Raw genomic sequence first — 17,592 nt, 5'->3', positions numbered from 1 at the left:
GGATCGACGCGTCGATCTTGGCGGACGTGCTCGGCGCCGACATGCCGGCGAGCGCCTACCTGTGCGGGCCTCCGGCCATGGTGGAAGGTGTCGCCGCGGATCTGACGTCCCTCGGGATGGACCCTGAGACGATTTGCTCCGAGAAGTACGACTGAGGGCAGGGATCAATCGTGGGGAGCTGTCATTCCTCGATGAAGATGCATTCTCCGGGGCATTCCTCGGCTGCCTCCCGAACGGCGTCTTCAAGGTCGGTCGGGACCAGCGCCAGCCCTTCGGCGCCACCGGGGTTGTCAAGCACCCGACCATCGTCCTTGACGTAGGCCAGCCCATCGTCGCTCAGGGCGAAGACCTGTGGGCATATCTCCTCGCACAGACCGTCACCGGTACAGAGGTCCTGATCGATCCACACCTTCACGGCTTCACCGTCCTCGTCTCGCGGTCTCTGTCGCTCCGGGCGGTCACCACATGCCGAGCTCCAATCGGGCGGCCTCGGACAGGCGGCTCGTATCCCACGGCGGGTCCCACACCAGCTCGACGCTCACGTCGGCAACGCCCCGAAGGGCGAGCACCTTGGCACGGGCCTCCTCTCGGAGCAGGTCACCCATTCCGCACCCTGGCGCCGTCATCGACATGTCGATCTCGACCCGGTGGCGCCCGCTACCAAGCGGGACGGTCTCACAGCGGTAGACCAGGCCCAGGTCGACGACGTTGACCGGGATCTCGGGGTCGAAGACCGTACGCAGCACTTCGAGCACCTGGTCGACGCCGAACGGTACGTCGGCGTCCCGCGGAGCTTCGGGTGACGGGGAGTCGAGGCCCAAGGCATCGGAGTCGGCGCCCGCGATGCGGACCAGAGATCCGCGCTCTGTTCTCACGGTGAAGCTCGTCCCGAGCTGCTGGACGATCGTCACGGGCGCTCCGGTGCGCAGGATCGCCGCCCGGCCGCTCGGTATGAGGGTCACCTGGCAGTCCCGCAGTAGCTCGATCACGCCAGCAGCGCTCATCGATGGTCTCCATCTTCCAGGTGAGCGGTGATGAGGGCCTCGGCGCGGCCGCGAAGGGCCCCGGCCGGGATCCGGCCCAGGACCTCCTGGGCAAAGCCGGCGATCACGATCCGGCGGGCGTCCGGTTCGGATATCCCCCGCGAGCGCAGGTAGAACAGGGCGTCGAGGTCGAGTTGGCCGACAGCCGCGCCGTGGGTACAGGCGACGTCGTCGGCGAAGATCTCGAGCCGGGGGCGGGTGTCGACCTCGGCCTGCTCCGAGAGGAGCAGACTCTTGTTGACCTGCTGGGCGTCGGTGCCGGCGGCCCCCGGATGGACGATCACGTGACCGTTGAAGATGCCGTGGCCGGCGCCATCGACGATCGCCTTGTACAGCTGGTGGCTCGTGCAGGCTGGCGCGACATGCTCGACGCGGACCGGGTTGTCATGGCACTGCACGCCCCGGGGGAGGTAGACGCCGTCCAGATCCGCGGTGGCGCCCTCGGCCGTCAACACGACCAGCAGCTCGTGGCGTCCGAGGTGCGCCCCGTTAGCCACGAGATGCGAGGCGAACCTGGCGTCCCGTCCCGGACACGCATGCACGCTCGAGAGATGGTACGCCTCGGCGGTCTCGACCTGGAAGCGGCAATGATCGAGAGCTGCGCCCTCATCGAGGACGATCTCGGTGTGCGCATTGGTGAGCGACGGCCCGTCGCCCGCGCCGAGATAGGTCTCGACGATCGAGGCCGAGCCGCCTGCTCCGACCCGCACGAGGGTGCGCGGGTTGCTCACCGGCGGCGTCTGATCGCCGAGCGCCACATGAACAATCTCGATCGGGACGTCCGGTGCCGCCGCCTCGGCCACCTGTACAAAGGCTCCGTCGACGGCAAGCGCGACGTTCAGCGCCTCAAAGCCGTGGCGCCACCCCTCCGCCGGTTGCCGCCACACGTCGCGCACGGCTCGGTCGTCGACTCGGATCGCATCCGCCAGCGGCGTCACCCGTACCCCGTCCGGAGGATCGGTTAGCCGGGACAGCCCGGGAGCGAACCGGCCGTTCAGCAAGACCAGCCGGGGGCCGCCCAGGCCCGGCAGCCCAGCCAGCCCGTCGAGGCTCATGTCGTCGAACCTCACGTCGCCCAAGATCCGTGGGAGTGCGAAGCCCATGGCCAGGAGCGGACGCAGATCGACATACCGCCAGTCCTCGTCCTTCTTGGTGGGAAACCCGTGGTCGGCCAGCCACTCTGCGGCGCGCTGGCGGCGTTCACTGAGCCAAGCAGGCTCGCCTTGAGGTCCCGGGGATGGCAGGGACGCCAGGTCCGCCAGGGCCAGACGGTGTTCCACCGTTGAGGCGCTGCTCACTGTGCCACGTCGGCCGGCTGGTCTCGGCCGACCAGGCCGGCATAGCCCTCGGCCTCGAGCTCGACCGCCAGGTCCGGCCCCCCCGAGCGGACCACCTGGCCGCCGGCCATAACGTGCACCCGATCGGGTGTGACGTAGTCGAGCAGACGCTGGTGGTGGGTGATCATCAGCACCGCCCGGTCCGGTCCCCGCAGGGCATTGACACCGGCCGCCACGATCCTCAGGGCGTCTATGTCCAGCCCGGAGTCGGTCTCGTCCAGGATGGCCAGGCGAGGCTCGAGAACGGCCATCTGCAGGACCTCGTTGCGCTTCCTCTCCCCCCCGGAGAAGCCCTCGTTGACCGATCGGTTCATCAGGGCCGGGTCCATCGCCACCAGGCGCATCTTCTCCCGGGCCACGGACAGGAACTCCCCCGGGCCGAGCTGCTCGAGGCCCCGGGCCCGCCGGACGGCGTTGAACGCGGTCCGGAGGAAGTACATGTTGGGAACCCCGGGGATGGCCACCGGGTGCTGGAACGCCAGGAACACCCCGACCCGGGCCCGATCCTCGGGGGACATGGCCAGGAGGTCGGCCCCGTCGTAGAGCACCCGGCCGCCCGTCACCCGGTAGGGCTCCCGCCCGGCCAGCACATGGGCCAGGGTGCTCTTGCCCGAGCCGTTCGGCCCCATCACCGCATGTACCTCTCCCGCCGGGAGGCTGAGCGACAGTCCGTGCAGGATCTCGTCGTCTCCGACCGCCGCATGCAGGTCCTCGATCACAAGCATCAGCCGACCGCTCCTTCCAGGCTCACCGACAACAGGCGCTGCGCCTCGACGGCAAACTCCATCGGCAGCTCCTTCAACACCTCCCGGCAGAAACCGTTGACGATCATCGACGTCGCCTCCTCCTCACCGATCCCCCGCTGGCGGCAGTAAAAGAGCTGGTCCTCGCTTACCTTGGAGGTGGATGCCTCGTGCTCCACCAGCACCGACGGGTGCTTCACCTCGACGTAGGGAAAGGTGTGGGCGCCGCAATGTGGCCCGATCAGCAGCGAGTCGCAGCGGGTGTGGTTCCGGGCACCCTCGGCGGAGCGCAGCATCTTCACCAGTCCCCGGTAGGTGTTCTGGCCGTGCCCGGTGGAGATCGCCTTTGACACGATCGTGCTGGTTGTGTCTCGGCCGATGTGGATCATCTTGGTGCCGGTATCGGCCTGCTGGTGGTTGGCGGACAGGGCCACCGAGTAGAACTCCCCCACCGATCCGTCCCCCTGCAGGACGACGCCCGGGTACTTCCAGGTGATGGCCGATCCGGTCTCCACCTGGGTCCAGGAGATCTTCGAACGCGCCCCCGCGCAACGCCCCCGTTTGGTCACGAAGTTGTAGATCCCGCCCCGGCCCTCGGCATCGCCTGGGTACCAGTTCTGCACCGTCGAGTACTTGATCTGCGCCCCCTCCAGGGCGACCAGCTCCACCACCGCAGCGTGAAGCTGGTTCTCGTCGCGCATCGGCGCCGTGCACCCTTCCAGGTAGCTAACCTGCGCCCCGTCCTCGGCCACGATCAGGGTCCGCTCGAACTGGCCAGTCCCCGCCGAGTTGATCCGGAAGTAGGTGGACAGCTCCATCGGGCAGCGCACCCCTGCTGGTACGAGACAGAACGAGCCGTCAGAGAACACTGCCGAGTTCAACGTCGCGAAGAAGTTGTCCCGATAGGGCACCACCGAACCCAGGTACGCCCGAACCAGGTCCGGGTGGCGGCGCACCGCCTCGGAAAACGAGCAGAAGATCACCCCCGCCTCGGCCAGCTTCTCCTGGAAGGTCGTGGCCACCGAGACCGAGTCGACCACGGCGTCGATAGCCACCCCCGAGAGGCGCTCCTGCTCGGCCAGGGAGATGCCGAGCTTGTCGAACATGGCCCGGATCTCCGGGTCCACCTCGTCCAGGCTCGACAGCGCTGCCTTGGGCCTGGGCGCCGCGTAGTAGATGATGTCGTCGTAGTCGATAGGCCCGTAGCGCACGTTCTGCCACGCTGGCTCGCTCATCGTCCGCCACGCTCGGTAGGCACGCAGCCGCCAGTCCAACAGCCAGTCGGGCTCGTCCTTCTTGACTGAGATCAGCCGGATGACGTCCTCGCTGAGCCCCTTCGGGGCCAGGTCGGTGTCCAGGTCGGTGCTGAACCCGTAGGCGTATTCCTGCGCGGCCAGATGCTCCAGGTCCGTGGACGAGGTACTCACTGGATGCCCATGTGGATGGTCCAGTGGCCTCGAGCGATGCTCACCATGGGCTCCTCTCGCACCTGCGGAACATTTCCCGGGTCAAGTGTATATCTAGTTGCGACTAGAGATACACTCGAAACACGAAATGTTTCTGAGGAGGCAGGGATGACCGGAGCGACGCAAACTGCGCTGGTGACCGTCGAGCTGCTGGCCGCGTGCATCTGGGTGGGCAGCATGGTGTGCCTGGCACTGGTCACCAACGCCGCCCGCGGGGTGCTCGATCCCCCCAGCCAGGTCAGCCTGTTCCGCGCCATCGGACGCCGCTACGCCGGCATTGGCACGGGATCTCTCCTGGTGGCGATCGGTGCCGGTCTCTGGCTGGTCTGGCCGCCTTCAGCGTGGTCCGGCACCATCGATGCTGCAGTCGGATTGGCCGGGATCCTCGTCGTGGCCACCATGGCGGGGATGGCTCAAGCGCGGGCCATGACCCGACTGCGCCGGCGCTCGGTCGGCGATCCCGGCGACAGCCAAGCCGCCCGGGCCGTCGAGAAGGGCCGCCGGATCGCCGGCGCCCTGCGCGGTCTCATGGGGGCGAGCACATTGGCGATCGTGGTGCTGGCCGCACAGGTCGTCTCCCACTGACGCTCATTCCCCGAGCCGGTCAGTCGGCTCCGGCCAGGTCGCGCAGCACGTAGGCAAGAATGCCGCCGTGGCGGTAGTACTCGGCCTCCATGGGAGTATCGATGCGGACCCGGGCGGGGAACTCCCGGCCGTCGGCCGACACGGTCACCGCCTCCGGGACCACGGCCCGGCCCAGCGGGTCCAGACCCGAGATGGTGTAGGCCTCCCGGCCGCTGAGCCCGAGGCTCTCGGCCGAGGCGCCGGGCTCGAACTCGAGGGGGAGCACGCCCATGCCCACCAGGTTGGAGCGGTGGATCCGCTCGAAGCTCTGGGCCAGCACGGCCCGGACCCCGAGCAGCAGGGTGCCCTTGGCGGCCCAGTCCCGCGACGAGCCCGACCCGTACTCCCGCCCGGCCACCACCACCAGCGGCACTCCCTCGGTGGCGTAGCGGACCGAGGCGTCGTAGATGGAGCAGGGCTGTCCGTCGGGGACATGGATGGTGAAGCCGCCCTCGGTATCAGGAGCCAGGCGGTTGCGTAGCCGGACGTTGGCGAAGGTGCCCCGGATCATCACCTCGTGGTTGCCCCGGCGGGCCCCGTAGGAGTTGAAGTCGCCGGCGGCCACACCGAGTCCGACCAGGTAGGTACCGGCGGGACTGTCGGGGCGAATCGAGCCGGCGGGCGAGATGTGGTCGGTAGTGACGCTGTCTCCGAGCAGGGCCAGCACCCGGGCTCCTTCGATGTCGGTGACAGGCGCGGGCTCCCGGCCGATGGTCTCGAAGAACGGGGGCCGGCGCACATAGGTCGAGTCCTCGGGCCAGGAGAAGCTGTGCCCGGAAGGGACCTCCAGGGCACGCCAGGCCTCATCCCCGGAGAAGACCTCGGAGTAGGCGGAGCGGAACATGTCCTCCGACAGCGACGCGGTGATCACGGCGTCGACCTCGGCGGGCGTGGGCCAGATGTCGACGAGGTGGATGGGACGCCCGTCCGATCCGGTGCCCAGGGGGTCGATAGCCAAGTTGACGTCCAACGAGCCGGCCAGCGCGTAGGCCACGACGAGGGGTGGTGAGGCCAGGTAGTTCATCCGCACCTCGGGGTGGATGCGGCCCTCGAAGTTCCGGTTGCCGGACAGCACCGAGCACACCGCCAGGTCGGCGTCGCGCACGGCGTCGGACACCCCGGCCAGGAGCGGACCGGAGTTGCCGATGCAGGTGGTGCAGCCGTAGCCCACCAGGTGGAACCCAAGGGCCTCCAGGGCGGGAGTGAGCCCGGCCCGGTCGAGGTAGTCGGTGACCACTCGCGACCCGGGCGCCAGCGAGGTCTTGACCCAGGGCTTGGGCCGCAGCCCGGCGGCGGCGGCGTTGCGGGCCAACAGCCCCGCCGCCACCATCACCTGGGGGTTGGAGGTGTTGGTGCAGGAGGTGATCGCGGCGACCACCACTGCGCCGTGGTCCACCTCCCCGGTCGTCCCGTCGGCGAGCCGGGCCGGGGTGGGCCGGGAAGGGTGGGCCGGGACGGCATCCGAGCTGGCTGCGGGGACGGCCGGCGGGCGGTCGGAGGGCCATGAGCCCGTGCCGGTAACGCCGGCCATGGCCGCTGGCGGATCGCTGGCGGGGAACGACTCCGCCGAGGCCTCGTCCGTGGTGCCGTCCTGCGCCGGGGGTGGGGTGGCCACCCCGGCGCCGCGGAGGCCGGCCAGGGAGAACCGGAAGGCCGTCGGGGCGATGGTGAGAGGGATGCGGTCCTGAGGCCGGGCCGGGCCGGCGATGCTCGGCTCGACGTTGCCCAGGTCGAGCTCGAGGGTCTCCGAGTAGAGCGGCGCCTCGGCGGCCGGCTCATGGAACAAGCCCTGCTCCTTGGTATAGGCCTCCACGAGCCCCACCTGCTCGGGCCGCCGGCCGGTGAAGCGCAGGTAGGCCAGGGTGGCCTCGTCGACTGGGAAGATGGCGCAGGTGGCCCCGTACTCGGGTGACATATTGCCGATGGTGGCCCGGTTCTCCACGCCGACGGCGGCTACCCCGGGGCCGTAGAACTCGACGAACTTGCCCACCACCCCGTGGCGGCGCAGGAGCTCGGCGATGGTGAGGACCAGGTCGGTGGCGGTGGACCCGGCCGGGAGCTCCCCGTGAAGGCGCATGCCAACCACGGCGGGGACCAGCATGGAGACCGGCTGGCCCAGCATGGCCGCCTCGGCCTCGATGCCCCCCACCCCCCAGCCCAGCACGCCGAGACCGTTCACCATCGGGGTGTGGGAGTCGGTGCCCACCAGGGTGTCGGGGAAGGCGACGCCGTCGCCGTCGGTCATCACCACCCGGGCCAGATACTCGAGGTTGACCTGGTGGCAGATCCCGGTGTCGGGGGGTACCACTCGGAAGTTGTCGAAGGCCACCTGGGCCCAGCGCAGGAGGCGGTAGCGTTCGGCGTTGCGGTCGGCCTCGAGGGTCTTGTTGTAGGAGAAGGCGTCCACGCTGCCCGAGCGCTCGGCGATGACCGAGTGGTCGATGATCAGCTCGACCGGCACCCGGGGATTGACCAGGCCGGGGTCGGCGCCGAGGCGAGCCATGGCGTCGCGCATGGCGGCCAGGTCGACCACGGCCGGAACCCCCGTGAAGTCCTGCATCAGGACTCGTTCAGGGCTGAAGGCAAGCTCCCGCGATCCGGCCGCCTCCGGGCGCCAAGCGCCGAGGGCGGCCACGTCCTCGGCGGTCACCGACCTACCGTCCTCGTGGCGGGCCAGATTCTCCAGAAGGACTTTGATCGAGTACGGCAGGCGGGTCAGGTGGGACGTCTCTCCCAGGGCGGCGAGGCGGCGGATGTCATAGGTCTGGGCACCGACGTCAATCTTCGAGCGCGAACCGAAGCTGTCCAACACGCCTCCTCCTAACCTGGGATCGGGCCGCCGACTTTCGGCCGGACCCACGCCGTGGCAACCGTATGCCGAGCCTGCCGGGATTGCCTCGGCGTGCTCGCCCTCCATGCGGCTGCGGAAAACCCGCACGGTGGCCGTGGCATGGCGGCCCCCGGCAACCGGGTCCGAGCAGGTGTCCATCCGTGAGGGGGCCCTTCGGGTATCCCGCAAGACTCGAGGCGGGGTCTTCTGCCGATGCAGGCGTGTTCGCAGCCCCCGTACGTTTCCCAGGGTGGGTGTGGCGCCCTGCCGGACACCACACGGTCGTTCCTCCCCAGGCTGTGTCCGGCGGGCGGCGCCTACAGGGAGGAAAACATGAGGCACTTCTCGTTCAGACCGACGTTGACCATGCGGGGCCGGAAGTTCCGGGGCCTCCGTGGCTTCGCCGGCAAGCCTTTCCACCCGCCGCTGACCGACATCCCGGTCGGGGGCTATGTCCTGGGGGCCGTATTCGACCTGATCTCGTTCGCCGGGGCCGGCACGGCCTGGTCACGCGAGTTCTACCAGGCGGCCACCTTCTGCTTCATCGGCGGCGCCCTCGTTTCCCTCGGCGCCGCCCTCACCGGCTTCTGGGACTGGCTGCGTTCCACCGAGCCGGGCAACCAGGCCCGCAGGACGGTCAACAGCCACGCCACGATCATGCTCAGCGTCACCGTGCTGGCGCTGGCGGACATCGGCCTGCGCTGGCTGCGCTACCACGACGGGGCCAACCCGCCCTCCGCCATCCTCGGCCTGAGCCTGGCTGTTGCGCTGGCCGTGGCCACGGGGTCCACCTACGGCGGCACCCTCGTGTTCGACTACGGGTTCAATGTCGAGACCGCCGGGGACAGCCCGGTATGGCACCCCTCAGAGACCGACGTCCTGCCCGGCCGGCACCCGGCACCCTCCTCCGACGGCAGCAGTCCCGTGAAGATGGTGGCCCCCTGAGCGGCGCCACTCGGTGCGAGTCGCTGACACTGCGTAATCCTGAACCTGGTGGCATGAAGGCCGTCGACATGACCCCCCCGCCGGCATGACCCTCCTGGCCGAGCGTCGGGCAACCGCCCACGAGGAGCCGCACGAGGAGCACCGCAGCGGGCTGCTCTACTGGCTGACGAGCACCGACCACAAGGTCATAGGGAAGAACTACCTGGTCACGACCGTGGCTTTCCTGCTGGTCGGCGGGCTTCTGGCCATGTTCATCCGGGTGCAGCTGTTCTGGCCCAACAGCAGCTTCACCACCCAGGAGACCTTCAACCAGCTCTTCACGATGCACGGCACAGTGATGCTGCTGCTCTTCGGCGGCCCCTTCGCCTTCGCTGGCTTCGCCAACTACGTCGTGCCTCTACAGGTGGGGGCGCCGGACATGGCGTTCCCCCGCTTGAACGCCCTTTCCTACTGGTTGTTCCTCTCGGGCGGGATCATCATGCTGTCGGGATTCCTGGTGGCCGGTGGAGCGGCCAGCTTCGGATGGACGGCCTACGCCCCGCTGTCGGACTCGCTCAACAGCCCGGGCGCCGGCGCCGACCTCTGGGTCGTGTCGCTGTTCCTCACCGGGTTCTCCGCCATCTTCTCCGGTCTCAACCTGGTGGTCACCATCTTCTGCCTGCGGGCGCCGGGCATGACGCTGTTCCGCTTGCCGATCTTCACCTGGAACATGTTGGTGACGGCCATCCTGATCCTGATCGCCTTCCCGGTGCTGACCAGCGCCCTGGTGATGCTGTACTTCGACCGGCACTTCCACACCCACATCTTCGAGGTGGCCGGGGGAGGAGCGCCGATCCTGTGGCAGCACCTGTTCTGGTTCTTCGGTCACCCCGAGGTGTACATCCTGGCTCTGCCCTACTTCGGGATCGTCTCCGACGTGATCCCGGCGTTCTCTCGGCGGCCCATTTTCGGGTACAGGGGGATGGTGTTCGCCACGCTGACCATCGCCGGGCTGTCCACCGGAGTGTGGGCCCACCACATGTTTGCCACCGGTGTGGTGCTGCTGCCGTTCTTCTCGGCCATGAGCCTGCTCATAGCTGTGCCCACCGGGATCAAGTTCTTCTCGTGGATCGGCACGATGTGGCGGGGCGCCATCCAGTTCAAGTCCCCCATGGTGTGGTCGGTGGGCTTCCTGGTGGTCTTCCTGGCCGGGGGTCTGTCGGGCGTGATCGTGGCCAGCCCCCCGCTGGACTTCTACACAAACAACACCTACTTCGTCGTGGCCCACTTCCACGAGGTTCTGATCGGCACGACCATCTTCGGCGGGTTCGCCGGCGTCTACTTCTGGTACCCGAAGATGACGGGCCGGATGCTCCGGGAGAATTGGGCCATTACCCACTTCGCGTTCGCCTTCGTCGGCTTCTGGTTCCAGACGGTGCCCCAGTACCTTCTGGGGCTCCACGGTATGCCCCGGCGGATCGCCATCTACCAGCCCTCGGACGGCTGGACCACCCTCAACCGTCTGTCGTCGTTCGGCGCCTGGTGCATCGGGGCCTCGTTCCTGTTCTTCCTGTGGAACGTGTGGATCTCCTGGCGCAAACCCATCCCGGCCGGCAGCAATCCCTGGGACGCCGGCAGCCTGGAGTGGGCCACCAGCTCCCCTCCACCGCACCACAACTTCCACGCCATCCCGCCGATCCGCTCCGAGCGGCCTGTGTGGGACGCCAACCACCCGGACCTGACCGAGCTGGAGGAACCGGTCGCTGTGCTCGCCGGCGAAGGCCGCGTCGCCGTGGATCAAGAGCGGTAGGACCCGGGTACGCCTCGAGGTGCGACGGGTTGGACGCGAGCATCACTTCGATCGTCAGGCCCGAGCGCCCTAGGAAATTGCCCTTGCAGCCCTCGTGGTACTTGACATCCCCCGATCCCTGCACGGTGTCCGGATCAAGGTTGCCCTCGAACTCCTCGAACAGCTCCTGATAGCTCTTCCCGACGATGTTGATCAAGACGTTGAGCCGGTCGCGGTGAGCCACGCCGATCACGACCAGGGACTGCCCGGCCACGGCGGCGTCGTCGACGATGGTGTCGATCATGATTGTTGAGGATCTGGCGATTGACCTCGAGCAGCCTGGCCGGAACGGCCCGGAAGCTCGTGGCGGTCGGAACCCCCAGGCTCGCAGTCATGCTGGCGACGACCCGTCCGGCGGCACCGCGAAGCGGCGTCGGGTCTGGTCCGCCCACCGGCCGGTCCGGCGCCGCAGTCGGTGGCGACGCCGCGCCCACCTGCCGTGGTGTCCCCGAGTGAGGCTGTGCCGTGCCGGACGGCGCCGTCTGCAGTGGTGCGCCGGGATGGGCAGCGACCGCCTGATCGGCCGGCGCGGGCTCTGCCCCGTCCGTCCCCGGGTCAACTAGTGTTGTCGTGACCTCTGCGGTCGCAGGGCGTGCCAGGTTGACCCCGCCGGGCCGGTAGCCCTCGAAGAACTCCGTCCAGCTCTCGCCCACCGAAGTGGGCTTGGCCCGGTACCGCTCGTACATGTCGTCGACTAGCCAGGCGTTGACCCCGAGGACTGGACGTTGCTCGTAGTGAGCGCTCATAGCGGCGGCCAGAGAAGCTCAAGACATCGCGCGGCCGGCTCTGTAAGCGTCACAGTTCCTCCCCACCGACGACCCGGGGCCCGATCCGGATGCGCCGCCCAGCGGCGCCGCGTCCTCACAACGCAGCTCGCTGTCGTGGGCCTGCTCGTCGCGTCGGGCGATGGAGGGCCGCCAGCGCCCTTTCATGAGGAAGATGAACGGCACAAGCACGACCTCGGCCCCCACACAGACCCACCACCATCTACGCCACTCGCCCGGCGACACGGCCGACGCGTGCGCAACCTCGGGCCCGTAGGCCTTCAAGGTGGCGAGATTCGCCTCGGGTACCTTGCCGACGGCGACAAGCCGATCGAGCGCCCTCGAAGGGCTCACCTCCAACTTGGTGGAGAGCTCGTTCAGGGCGGTGGCGACTGCCGACACGGGTTTCGAGCGGTTGGCGACAAGCAGTGCCTGCGTACGAGGGTCGATCGCTGACAGGCTCTGGACCTCGTTGGGGTAGCGCGCTACCACTGCCTGCACCTGAGTCCCGTGCTCGACGAGGGGCGTCATGGAGGTCACGACGTAGGGCAGGACGAACAGAGAGGCGGCGACAACGAGCCGGAGAACCCAGGGGTACGGCCCTCCTTGGCCAGCAGGTCGTGCTCGCTCACCAGCCCGACCAGCGCCTCGCCCTCATCCAGGACGGGTACCCCGCTGATGCGGTGGCGGACCAGCAGCTCGGCCACGGCGGCGAGGGTGGCGTCGGGCCGCGTCGAGATCACCGCGGTGGTCATGATCTCCTTGGCCTGCACTGGCGCCATTGTCCTCCAATCCCTCCCCGGGCCCCACCCCTCCCTCGGGAGGCGCTGGGCGAGGCCCTTCTCACGGTGGCCGGCCGGCGACTGCACCAACTGCCACGCTGACCAAGGCTGGGCCGGACTGCCTCCGGGCTTTCCCCGGCGTCTGACGCGCGGTTTCTCCCCGATGTGGCGGTGGTGCCGCTCCCCTACCCTTGCGATCGGTGCCACCGACCGATCCGCTCCAGGAGCAGCTGCGCGACCTCTTGTGCCTGGCGGTGGTCGGTGACCACGTTCGCTGGGTTCTGCGGGGCCCGGGGGCGCCGGAGCTGGCGGCGTGGCTGGCCCAGGCCACCGCGGTGTGGAGAGCCGATGCCGATGTCGTCGCCCTGCACCTGGCCGGCACCGGCGTCCCGCCCGACGGCCGCGTGCGCTCGCTCGCCCTCGACACCCCCTGGAACTGGGTCCCCGACGGTTGGCTGGACGCTGAGGAAGGCCGACAGCTCATGGCCGAGCGACTGGGTCGGCTGGCCGCCTGGGCCAACGACGCCCGCCTGCGCGGGGAACCCGGGCCCGCCCACCGGCCGCACCTTCAAGAGATCGCCGACCACCTCCGGCACCAGCTCGAGACGCTTGGCCGTCTCGCCGATGCCTGTCAGTCGCCCGGCGGCGGGAGTCAGCGCCGGGGCAGGCGCCCCGGGCGGTACAGCGAACCGACGATCGCCCCGTAGACGACGTGGCCGGCCATGGCCACCGCCGGTGTCTGGACGCCGTAGTGCAGGCCGAGGAAGCCCGGCGGCTCCAGCATGGGAGTCGGGTCGGGCCCCTCGTCCTCCCCGGCCATACGGGGATGGACCTCCGAGACGATGGGCAGGAGGGCCACCAGCACGACCAGCCCGTGCACGGCGCCGATGCCGGCGCCGAGGCGCCAGCCCGAGCGGCGAGCCCGTTCGAAGATCACGGCGTACCCGGAAGCAAAGACGAGGCCGTTGAGCAGATGGAACAGACTCCCCCAGACCCGGACCGCGGCCCGGCGCTCACTCACCATGGTGCCCAGCAGGAACGGCAGGCTCATGCGGGTGAACCGGCGGGCCTGGGCCGCCTCCATGAGCCCGGTCATGATCGTGGTGCCCACCAGGGCACCCGAGAGCAGTCCGGGGCCGTCCACACCCGCGGCCCGCTCCTGTCCTCTGGGGGCCTTCATCATCGGTGGCACTCGGTGCGGCCGGCGCTTTCCCACCCGGCACAGCGTAGGGTCGGCGGCCGGTGACGGCGCAGCGATGGGGCCGCGGTGGCCGGCCCGGGATCGTGGAAGTCGCAGGGGGACGGGCGCTGGACCTACCGCTGGAGCGCTACGGGCTGATAGGTGACAGCGGCACCGCCGCCCTGGTGTCCGACGCCGGCTCGATCGACTGGCTGTGCCTGCCCCGCTTCGACTCCGCCCCGGTGTTCTCCCGGCTACTCGACCCCGCCGGCGGCTACTTCGGCCTTGCCCCGGAAGGCCCCTTCAGCGCCACCCGCCGCTACCTGCCGGGCACCGCCATCCTGGCCACCACCTTCACCACCCCGAGCGGACGGGCCACCGTCTACGACTTCTTTGCGGCCCGCTCCGCGCCCGCCAAGCGCCGGAGCCTGTGGCCGTTCCGGTACCTGGTGCGCCGGGCGGTCGGCGAGGAGGGCCGGGTCGATCTGGTCGCGGTGGTCGAGCCGGGCCCCGGGTTCGGCCGGCGGCGGCCCCGGATCGAGCGGCGGGGACGGCGCCTCCTCGCCCGCTCGGGCGGCGCGGCGCTGCTGTGCGAGGCGACAGCCCCCTGGGAGCCGACCGCCGGGGGCGGGCAGGCCCGCCTCCCGTTGAGGGCCGGCCAGCGGGCGCATGTGTCCGCGGCGTTCTCCGGACGGGACCTGGGGGTTTGGCCCCCGGTGGGAGACTTCGCCGAGGAGGTCTTCGCCGAGACGCTCGCCTACTGGCAGAACTGGGCCGCCCGGGCCGGCGGCGCACCAGCGGCGGTGCTGCGATCGGCGATCACCTTGAAGCTGCTCACCTATGCCCCCTCCGGTGCGGTGGTGGCCGCACCGACCACCTCGCTGCCCGAGGTGGCCGGCGGGGTGCGCAACTGGGACTACCGCTACGCCTGGATTCGGGACGCGTCGTGGTCGGTGTCCGCCCTCTACGACCTGGGCTATCTGGCCGAGGCCCGGGCGTTCCTGTTCTGGGCCACCAACGCCGCCACCCTCAGCCTGCCCCGGGTGCGCACCATGTACGGCCTCTACGGCACGACCCTGATTCGCGAGCGGGAGGTCCGCCGTCTACGGGGCTACCGGGCCTCCCGCCCGGTCCGGGTGGGCAACGCCGCCAGCGACCAGCTGCAGCTGGACAACTGGGGCCACCTCCTCAATGCCGCCCTCGGCTACGCCCGTCGGGCAGGGGGCCTCGACGCCGGGGTGTGGTCGGCCCTACGGGCCATGGTCGGCTTCGTGGCCGACAACTGGCATCACCCCGACCAGGGGATCTGGGAGGTCCGTGGCGCCCCCCAGCACTTCGTGCACTCCAAGGTGATGTGCTGGGTGGCCCTCGACCGGGGCGTGCACCTGGTGGAGGAATTCGGGCTGACCGGGCCGGCCGCCGCCTGGGCCCGGGAGGCCGACGCCGTGAGGGCGGAGGTGCTGGACCAGGGCGTTGATCCTGACCACGGGAACCTGACCCGGGCCTTCGGGGACCGCAGCCTCGACGCCTCGCTGCTGCTGGTCCCCATCGTCGGGTTCCTCCCCCCCGACGACCCCACGATCACCCGCACGATCGAGCGGGTGAGGGCGGAGCTCGCCGAGGGGGACCTGGTGCGTCGCTACGCGACCGACGACGGCCTGCCCGGCCGGGAGGGGGCCTTCCTCGCCTGCTCGTTCTGGCTGGCCCAGGCGCTGGGCGGGGCCGGCGGGCACCAGGAGGCGAAGCGGCTCTTCGGAGCGGCGGCGGGCCGGGCCAACGACCTCGGTCTGCTGCCCGAGGAGATCGACCCCGGAACCGGGGCCTTCTTGGGCAATTTCCCCCAAGGCCTCAGCCACATCGCCCTGATCCATGCCGCACTGGCGCTCGCAGCAGAAGACAGACACGTCAAGGAGCCGCCTGGTCAGCACGAGCGCCCCGAGGGCGCCCTCGTCGGCGGAGCGGCACCCGGTGAGGGCACGGTAGGACTCCTCGGTCCCCACCAGGGTCGCCCCGCTGGTCCAGATGCCGGAAAGGAACGCCCGTAGGTGACGTCGTTGGGAGCCTGTTCGTCAGGAGTCGACGGCGATCGGCCCGTGTCCGCCCCTATGGGCCCGCGCCCGACCGGGTGGCGCTCCCGCGTGCCTGGTCGACACCGACGTCGAGCTCGGCCCGAGCGACGGATTCGGCCTGCTGGCGGCGGCGCCTGCGCCTGAGCACGCGTCGCTCGACGGTCGTCGTCGCGCCCCAGATGCCTTCCTGGCGGGTGGCGATCGCGAACTCGAGACATGCCGAGCGCACCGGGCAGTCGGCGCAGATCGCCTTGGCCCGGGCGACCGCCTCCATGAGGGCCGGGGAGCCGCTGGCGTCGTCGAACACGAAGTGCTCGGCCCCCAGCCCCGCACAGGCCGCGCGCCGTCGCCACCGATGGTCCCTCCACCCGACCGCCCGGCGGTCAGCGCCCATGGCCCGCGCCCACCGGCCCCGGATCGACGGCCCGGTCGGCGAGCAGCTCGGCCAGCTGCTGGTGGGATAGCGCCTCCGAATCCCGTGGACGTAGGCCGGCTAGCTCCGCCGGGAGCAGCCGGCGCCAGTGGGCCAGGACCCTCCTCGCCTGCCCAGGGTCCATCCCGAGAACCTCGCGATCCGCTCCGAGCAGCTGCAGCTGGCGTGGGCCGTCCCGATGGATGCCCTCGAGCGCCCGGCGCCGCCACTGGATCAGGTTCTCTGGGGCGCCGCCGAGATAGCCGAGCAGTTCGAGTCCGACGCCGACGTCGGTGGCGATCGGGGCCCGCCCGAAGCGCGACGCTCGGGCTATGCCAAGTAAGGCCCCCGCGATCAGCGCATCACGGCGGTCCTCCCCCGGAGCCAGCTCGACCTGGCCGGCAAAGCGGGCGGCGAGGTGCAAGGCGTAACCAGCGTCCGGTGCGGGCCGACCCTGGAGGCGGCCGAACGACCCGCTCGACGGGCCACCGGGGTGCTCCCTCGGTCCCCGACGGGTCGGCAGGGGGGGCATCTCCGACTCGAGCCGGCGCACCCGGTCCGCGAACCCGGTTGGCACGTACTCCGGAACGCTCATGGCGCCTCTCCTGTCCTCACCGCCAGCCTGCAAATACTTCTAGTGGCTACTAGAGATTAACGCCGTCCGGGAGGGTCAGGAGATCGCCAGGAATACGTCCGCAGGAACACGTCGGCCCCGTCGATTCCACCTGGTAGGTGGGCACGGCCGAAAGGCGAGGGCCGCTAGCCGGTCCCGACCTGGGCAGCGACCCGGCACACCTGGCGCCTGTTGCGCCGCGGGGTGAACTCGGTCACCTCCAGATCTCCCAACCCCTCGCAAAGGCCGTCCATGACCCCTCGGTGCAGCTCGCAGACGACCTCTGGATTCGTCTCCGCCACCGAGGCAAACGGGCAGTGGTGCAGGGAGAGCTCGAGCCGGGTCGGCCGGTCCTTGGCCGTCGGGCGAAAGCCGCGACGAGCCATCTCCTCCTCCAACAGCTCGGCGCGATCGGCCACCTCCAGTTCGGGGGCCAGCTCGGCAGCCCGCTCTCGGCCCAGGCGGCGACCGACGTCGTAGGGGGAGGCGTTGGTGGATATGGCCTCCGCCAGGGCCTGAGCCAGGAAGTCGAGGGGGCCGCGGGTTCCCCAGCTGCCTTCGACCTCGGGGGCAATGCGGTACATCAGCCGGGGCCGTCCCGGGCGGTCGCGCTCCTCGACCTCCTCCACCACCAGGGCCGCCTCGCGCAGCACGGCCAAGTGCTGGCGCACGGCGTTGTGGTTGAGCTTGACGTCTGCGGTCAGCTCAGCCACGCCCACGGGTCGCCCGGCTTCGGCGATGTAGCGGAAGATGTGGTGACGGGTTGGGTCGCCGAGGGCCCGGCCCTGCAGGACCAGCTCAGCGTCTACCTTGGGCGTAACCATTGGTAGTCAGGGGCGCGGTGCCGTTGCTGGCCCGGTTCCCCATCCCCCTTTCAATCCGTACGTGCGGTTCGCCCGCATACGGCTTACCGACGGTCTTCTGGACATGGTTACGCCGCCTTCGGGTATCGGATG

18 protein-coding genes are annotated in these 17,592 nt (G+C 69.9%); 6 read left to right on the top strand and 12 right to left on the bottom strand.

What is annotated here, in order from left to right; genetic code table 11:
- Nucleotides 1-181: 181 nt before the first annotated feature.
- From VFW24_05400 to sufB, 5 genes are read right to left on the bottom strand one after another with little or no spacing between them, the layout of a single operon-like run.
- Nucleotides 182-415, bottom strand: coding sequence for a ferredoxin (locus VFW24_05400; GenBank protein ID HEX5266188.1), 234 nt, complete (start codon nt 413-415; stop codon nt 182-184).
- A 43-nt stretch (nt 416-458) separates the two neighbouring features.
- Nucleotides 459-1,004: a putative Fe-S cluster assembly protein SufT gene (gene sufT, locus VFW24_05395; protein ID HEX5266187.1), complete on the bottom strand. Its 546-nt coding sequence runs from the start codon at nt 1,002-1,004 to the stop codon at nt 459-461.
- Entirely contained in the window at nt 1,001-2,323 is a 1,323-nt protein-coding gene (gene sufD, locus VFW24_05390) for a Fe-S cluster assembly protein SufD (protein ID HEX5266186.1), read from the bottom strand. The genes sufT and sufD overlap by 4 nt, the downstream gene beginning before the upstream one ends.
- Nucleotides 2,324-2,337: 14 nt before the next feature.
- A complete protein-coding gene (gene sufC / locus VFW24_05385; protein ID HEX5266185.1) occupies nt 2,338-3,105 on the bottom strand; it encodes a Fe-S cluster assembly ATPase SufC in 768 nt (255 codons plus the stop codon).
- Nucleotides 3,105-4,550 (bottom strand): Fe-S cluster assembly protein SufB, encoded by a 1,446-nt coding sequence (gene sufB / locus VFW24_05380; GenBank protein ID HEX5266184.1) that lies wholly within the window; start codon nt 4,548-4,550, stop codon nt 3,105-3,107. The genes sufC and sufB overlap by 1 nt, the downstream gene beginning before the upstream one ends.
- 147 nt (nt 4,551-4,697) lie before the next feature.
- On the opposite strand from sufB, the gene VFW24_05375 reads away from it, so the two are divergent.
- On the top strand, nt 4,698-5,174 hold the full coding sequence (locus VFW24_05375) for a hypothetical protein (GenBank protein ID HEX5266183.1): 477 nt from the start codon (nt 4,698-4,700) through the stop codon (nt 5,172-5,174).
- A 19-nt stretch (nt 5,175-5,193) separates the two neighbouring features.
- Here VFW24_05375 and VFW24_05370 read toward each other — a convergent pair whose 3' ends face one another.
- The gene (locus tag VFW24_05370) at nt 5,194-8,022 is read right to left on the bottom strand and encodes an aconitate hydratase (GenBank protein HEX5266182.1); all 2,829 of its coding nucleotides are present in this window, start codon (nt 8,020-8,022) and stop codon (nt 5,194-5,196) included.
- 354 nt (nt 8,023-8,376) lie between these two features.
- Here VFW24_05370 and VFW24_05365 point away from each other — a divergent pair, with 354 nt between their 5' ends.
- The 3 genes from VFW24_05365 (at nt 8,377) to VFW24_05355 (ending at nt 11,069) form a co-directional block, all read left to right on the top strand.
- Nucleotides 8,377-8,988, top strand: a complete 612-nt coding sequence (locus VFW24_05365) for a DUF2231 domain-containing protein (GenBank protein HEX5266181.1) — start codon at nt 8,377-8,379, stop codon at nt 8,986-8,988.
- Nucleotides 8,989-9,073: 85 nt separating this feature from the next.
- On the top strand, nt 9,074-10,777 hold the full coding sequence (gene ctaD, locus VFW24_05360) for a cytochrome c oxidase subunit I (protein HEX5266180.1): 1,704 nt from the start codon (nt 9,074-9,076) through the stop codon (nt 10,775-10,777).
- Between the two features lie 94 nt (nt 10,778-10,871).
- Entirely contained in the window at nt 10,872-11,069 is a 198-nt protein-coding gene (locus VFW24_05355) for a hypothetical protein (GenBank protein ID HEX5266179.1), read from the top strand.
- 511 nt (nt 11,070-11,580) lie between these two features.
- Here the strand turns inward: VFW24_05355 and VFW24_05350 are convergent.
- Nucleotides 11,581-12,111 (bottom strand): hypothetical protein, encoded by a 531-nt coding sequence (locus tag VFW24_05350; GenBank protein ID HEX5266178.1) that lies wholly within the window; start codon nt 12,109-12,111, stop codon nt 11,581-11,583.
- Nucleotides 12,112-12,116: 5 nt separating this feature from the next.
- Nucleotides 12,117-12,353 carry a CBS domain-containing protein gene (locus tag VFW24_05345; protein HEX5266177.1) on the bottom strand — a complete coding sequence of 79 codons (237 nt, stop codon included), beginning with the start codon at nt 12,351-12,353 and terminating at the stop codon, nt 12,117-12,119.
- Nucleotides 12,354-12,562: 209 nt separating this feature from the next.
- Here VFW24_05345 and VFW24_05340 point away from each other — a divergent pair, with 209 nt between their 5' ends.
- Nucleotides 12,563-13,069, top strand: coding sequence for a hypothetical protein (locus VFW24_05340; protein ID HEX5266176.1), 507 nt, complete (start codon nt 12,563-12,565; stop codon nt 13,067-13,069).
- Here the strand turns inward: VFW24_05340 and VFW24_05335 are convergent.
- Entirely contained in the window at nt 13,015-13,506 is a 492-nt protein-coding gene (locus VFW24_05335; protein ID HEX5266175.1) for a hypothetical protein, read from the bottom strand. The two genes, VFW24_05340 and VFW24_05335, sit on opposite strands and share 55 nt — an antisense overlap.
- 98 nt (nt 13,507-13,604) lie before the next feature.
- Here VFW24_05335 and VFW24_05330 point away from each other — a divergent pair, with 98 nt between their 5' ends.
- Entirely contained in the window at nt 13,605-15,587 is a 1,983-nt protein-coding gene (locus VFW24_05330) for a glycoside hydrolase family 15 protein (protein ID HEX5266174.1), read from the top strand.
- Between the two features lie 58 nt (nt 15,588-15,645).
- On the opposite strand, the gene VFW24_05325 is transcribed toward VFW24_05330, so the two are convergent.
- The 3 genes from VFW24_05325 to VFW24_05315 form a co-directional block, all read right to left on the bottom strand.
- Complete coding sequence (locus VFW24_05325) at nt 15,646-16,005, bottom strand: WhiB family transcriptional regulator (GenBank protein ID HEX5266173.1); 360 nt, start codon at nt 16,003-16,005, stop codon at nt 15,646-15,648.
- On the bottom strand, nt 15,995-16,618 hold the full coding sequence (locus tag VFW24_05320) for a hypothetical protein (GenBank protein HEX5266172.1): 624 nt from the start codon (nt 16,616-16,618) through the stop codon (nt 15,995-15,997). Before VFW24_05320 ends, VFW24_05325 begins: the two co-directional genes overlap by 11 nt.
- Before the next feature lie 164 nt (nt 16,619-16,782).
- Complete coding sequence (locus VFW24_05315; GenBank protein ID HEX5266171.1) at nt 16,783-17,460, bottom strand: helix-turn-helix domain-containing protein; 678 nt, start codon at nt 17,458-17,460, stop codon at nt 16,783-16,785.
- Nucleotides 17,461-17,592: the final 132 nt, after the last annotated feature.

Source organism: Acidimicrobiales bacterium, from assembly GCA_036273495.1.
Taxonomy (GTDB): domain Bacteria; phylum Actinomycetota; class Acidimicrobiia; order Acidimicrobiales; family JAJPHE01; genus DASSEU01.
This window is presented reverse-complemented; position numbering and strand designations above follow the sequence as displayed.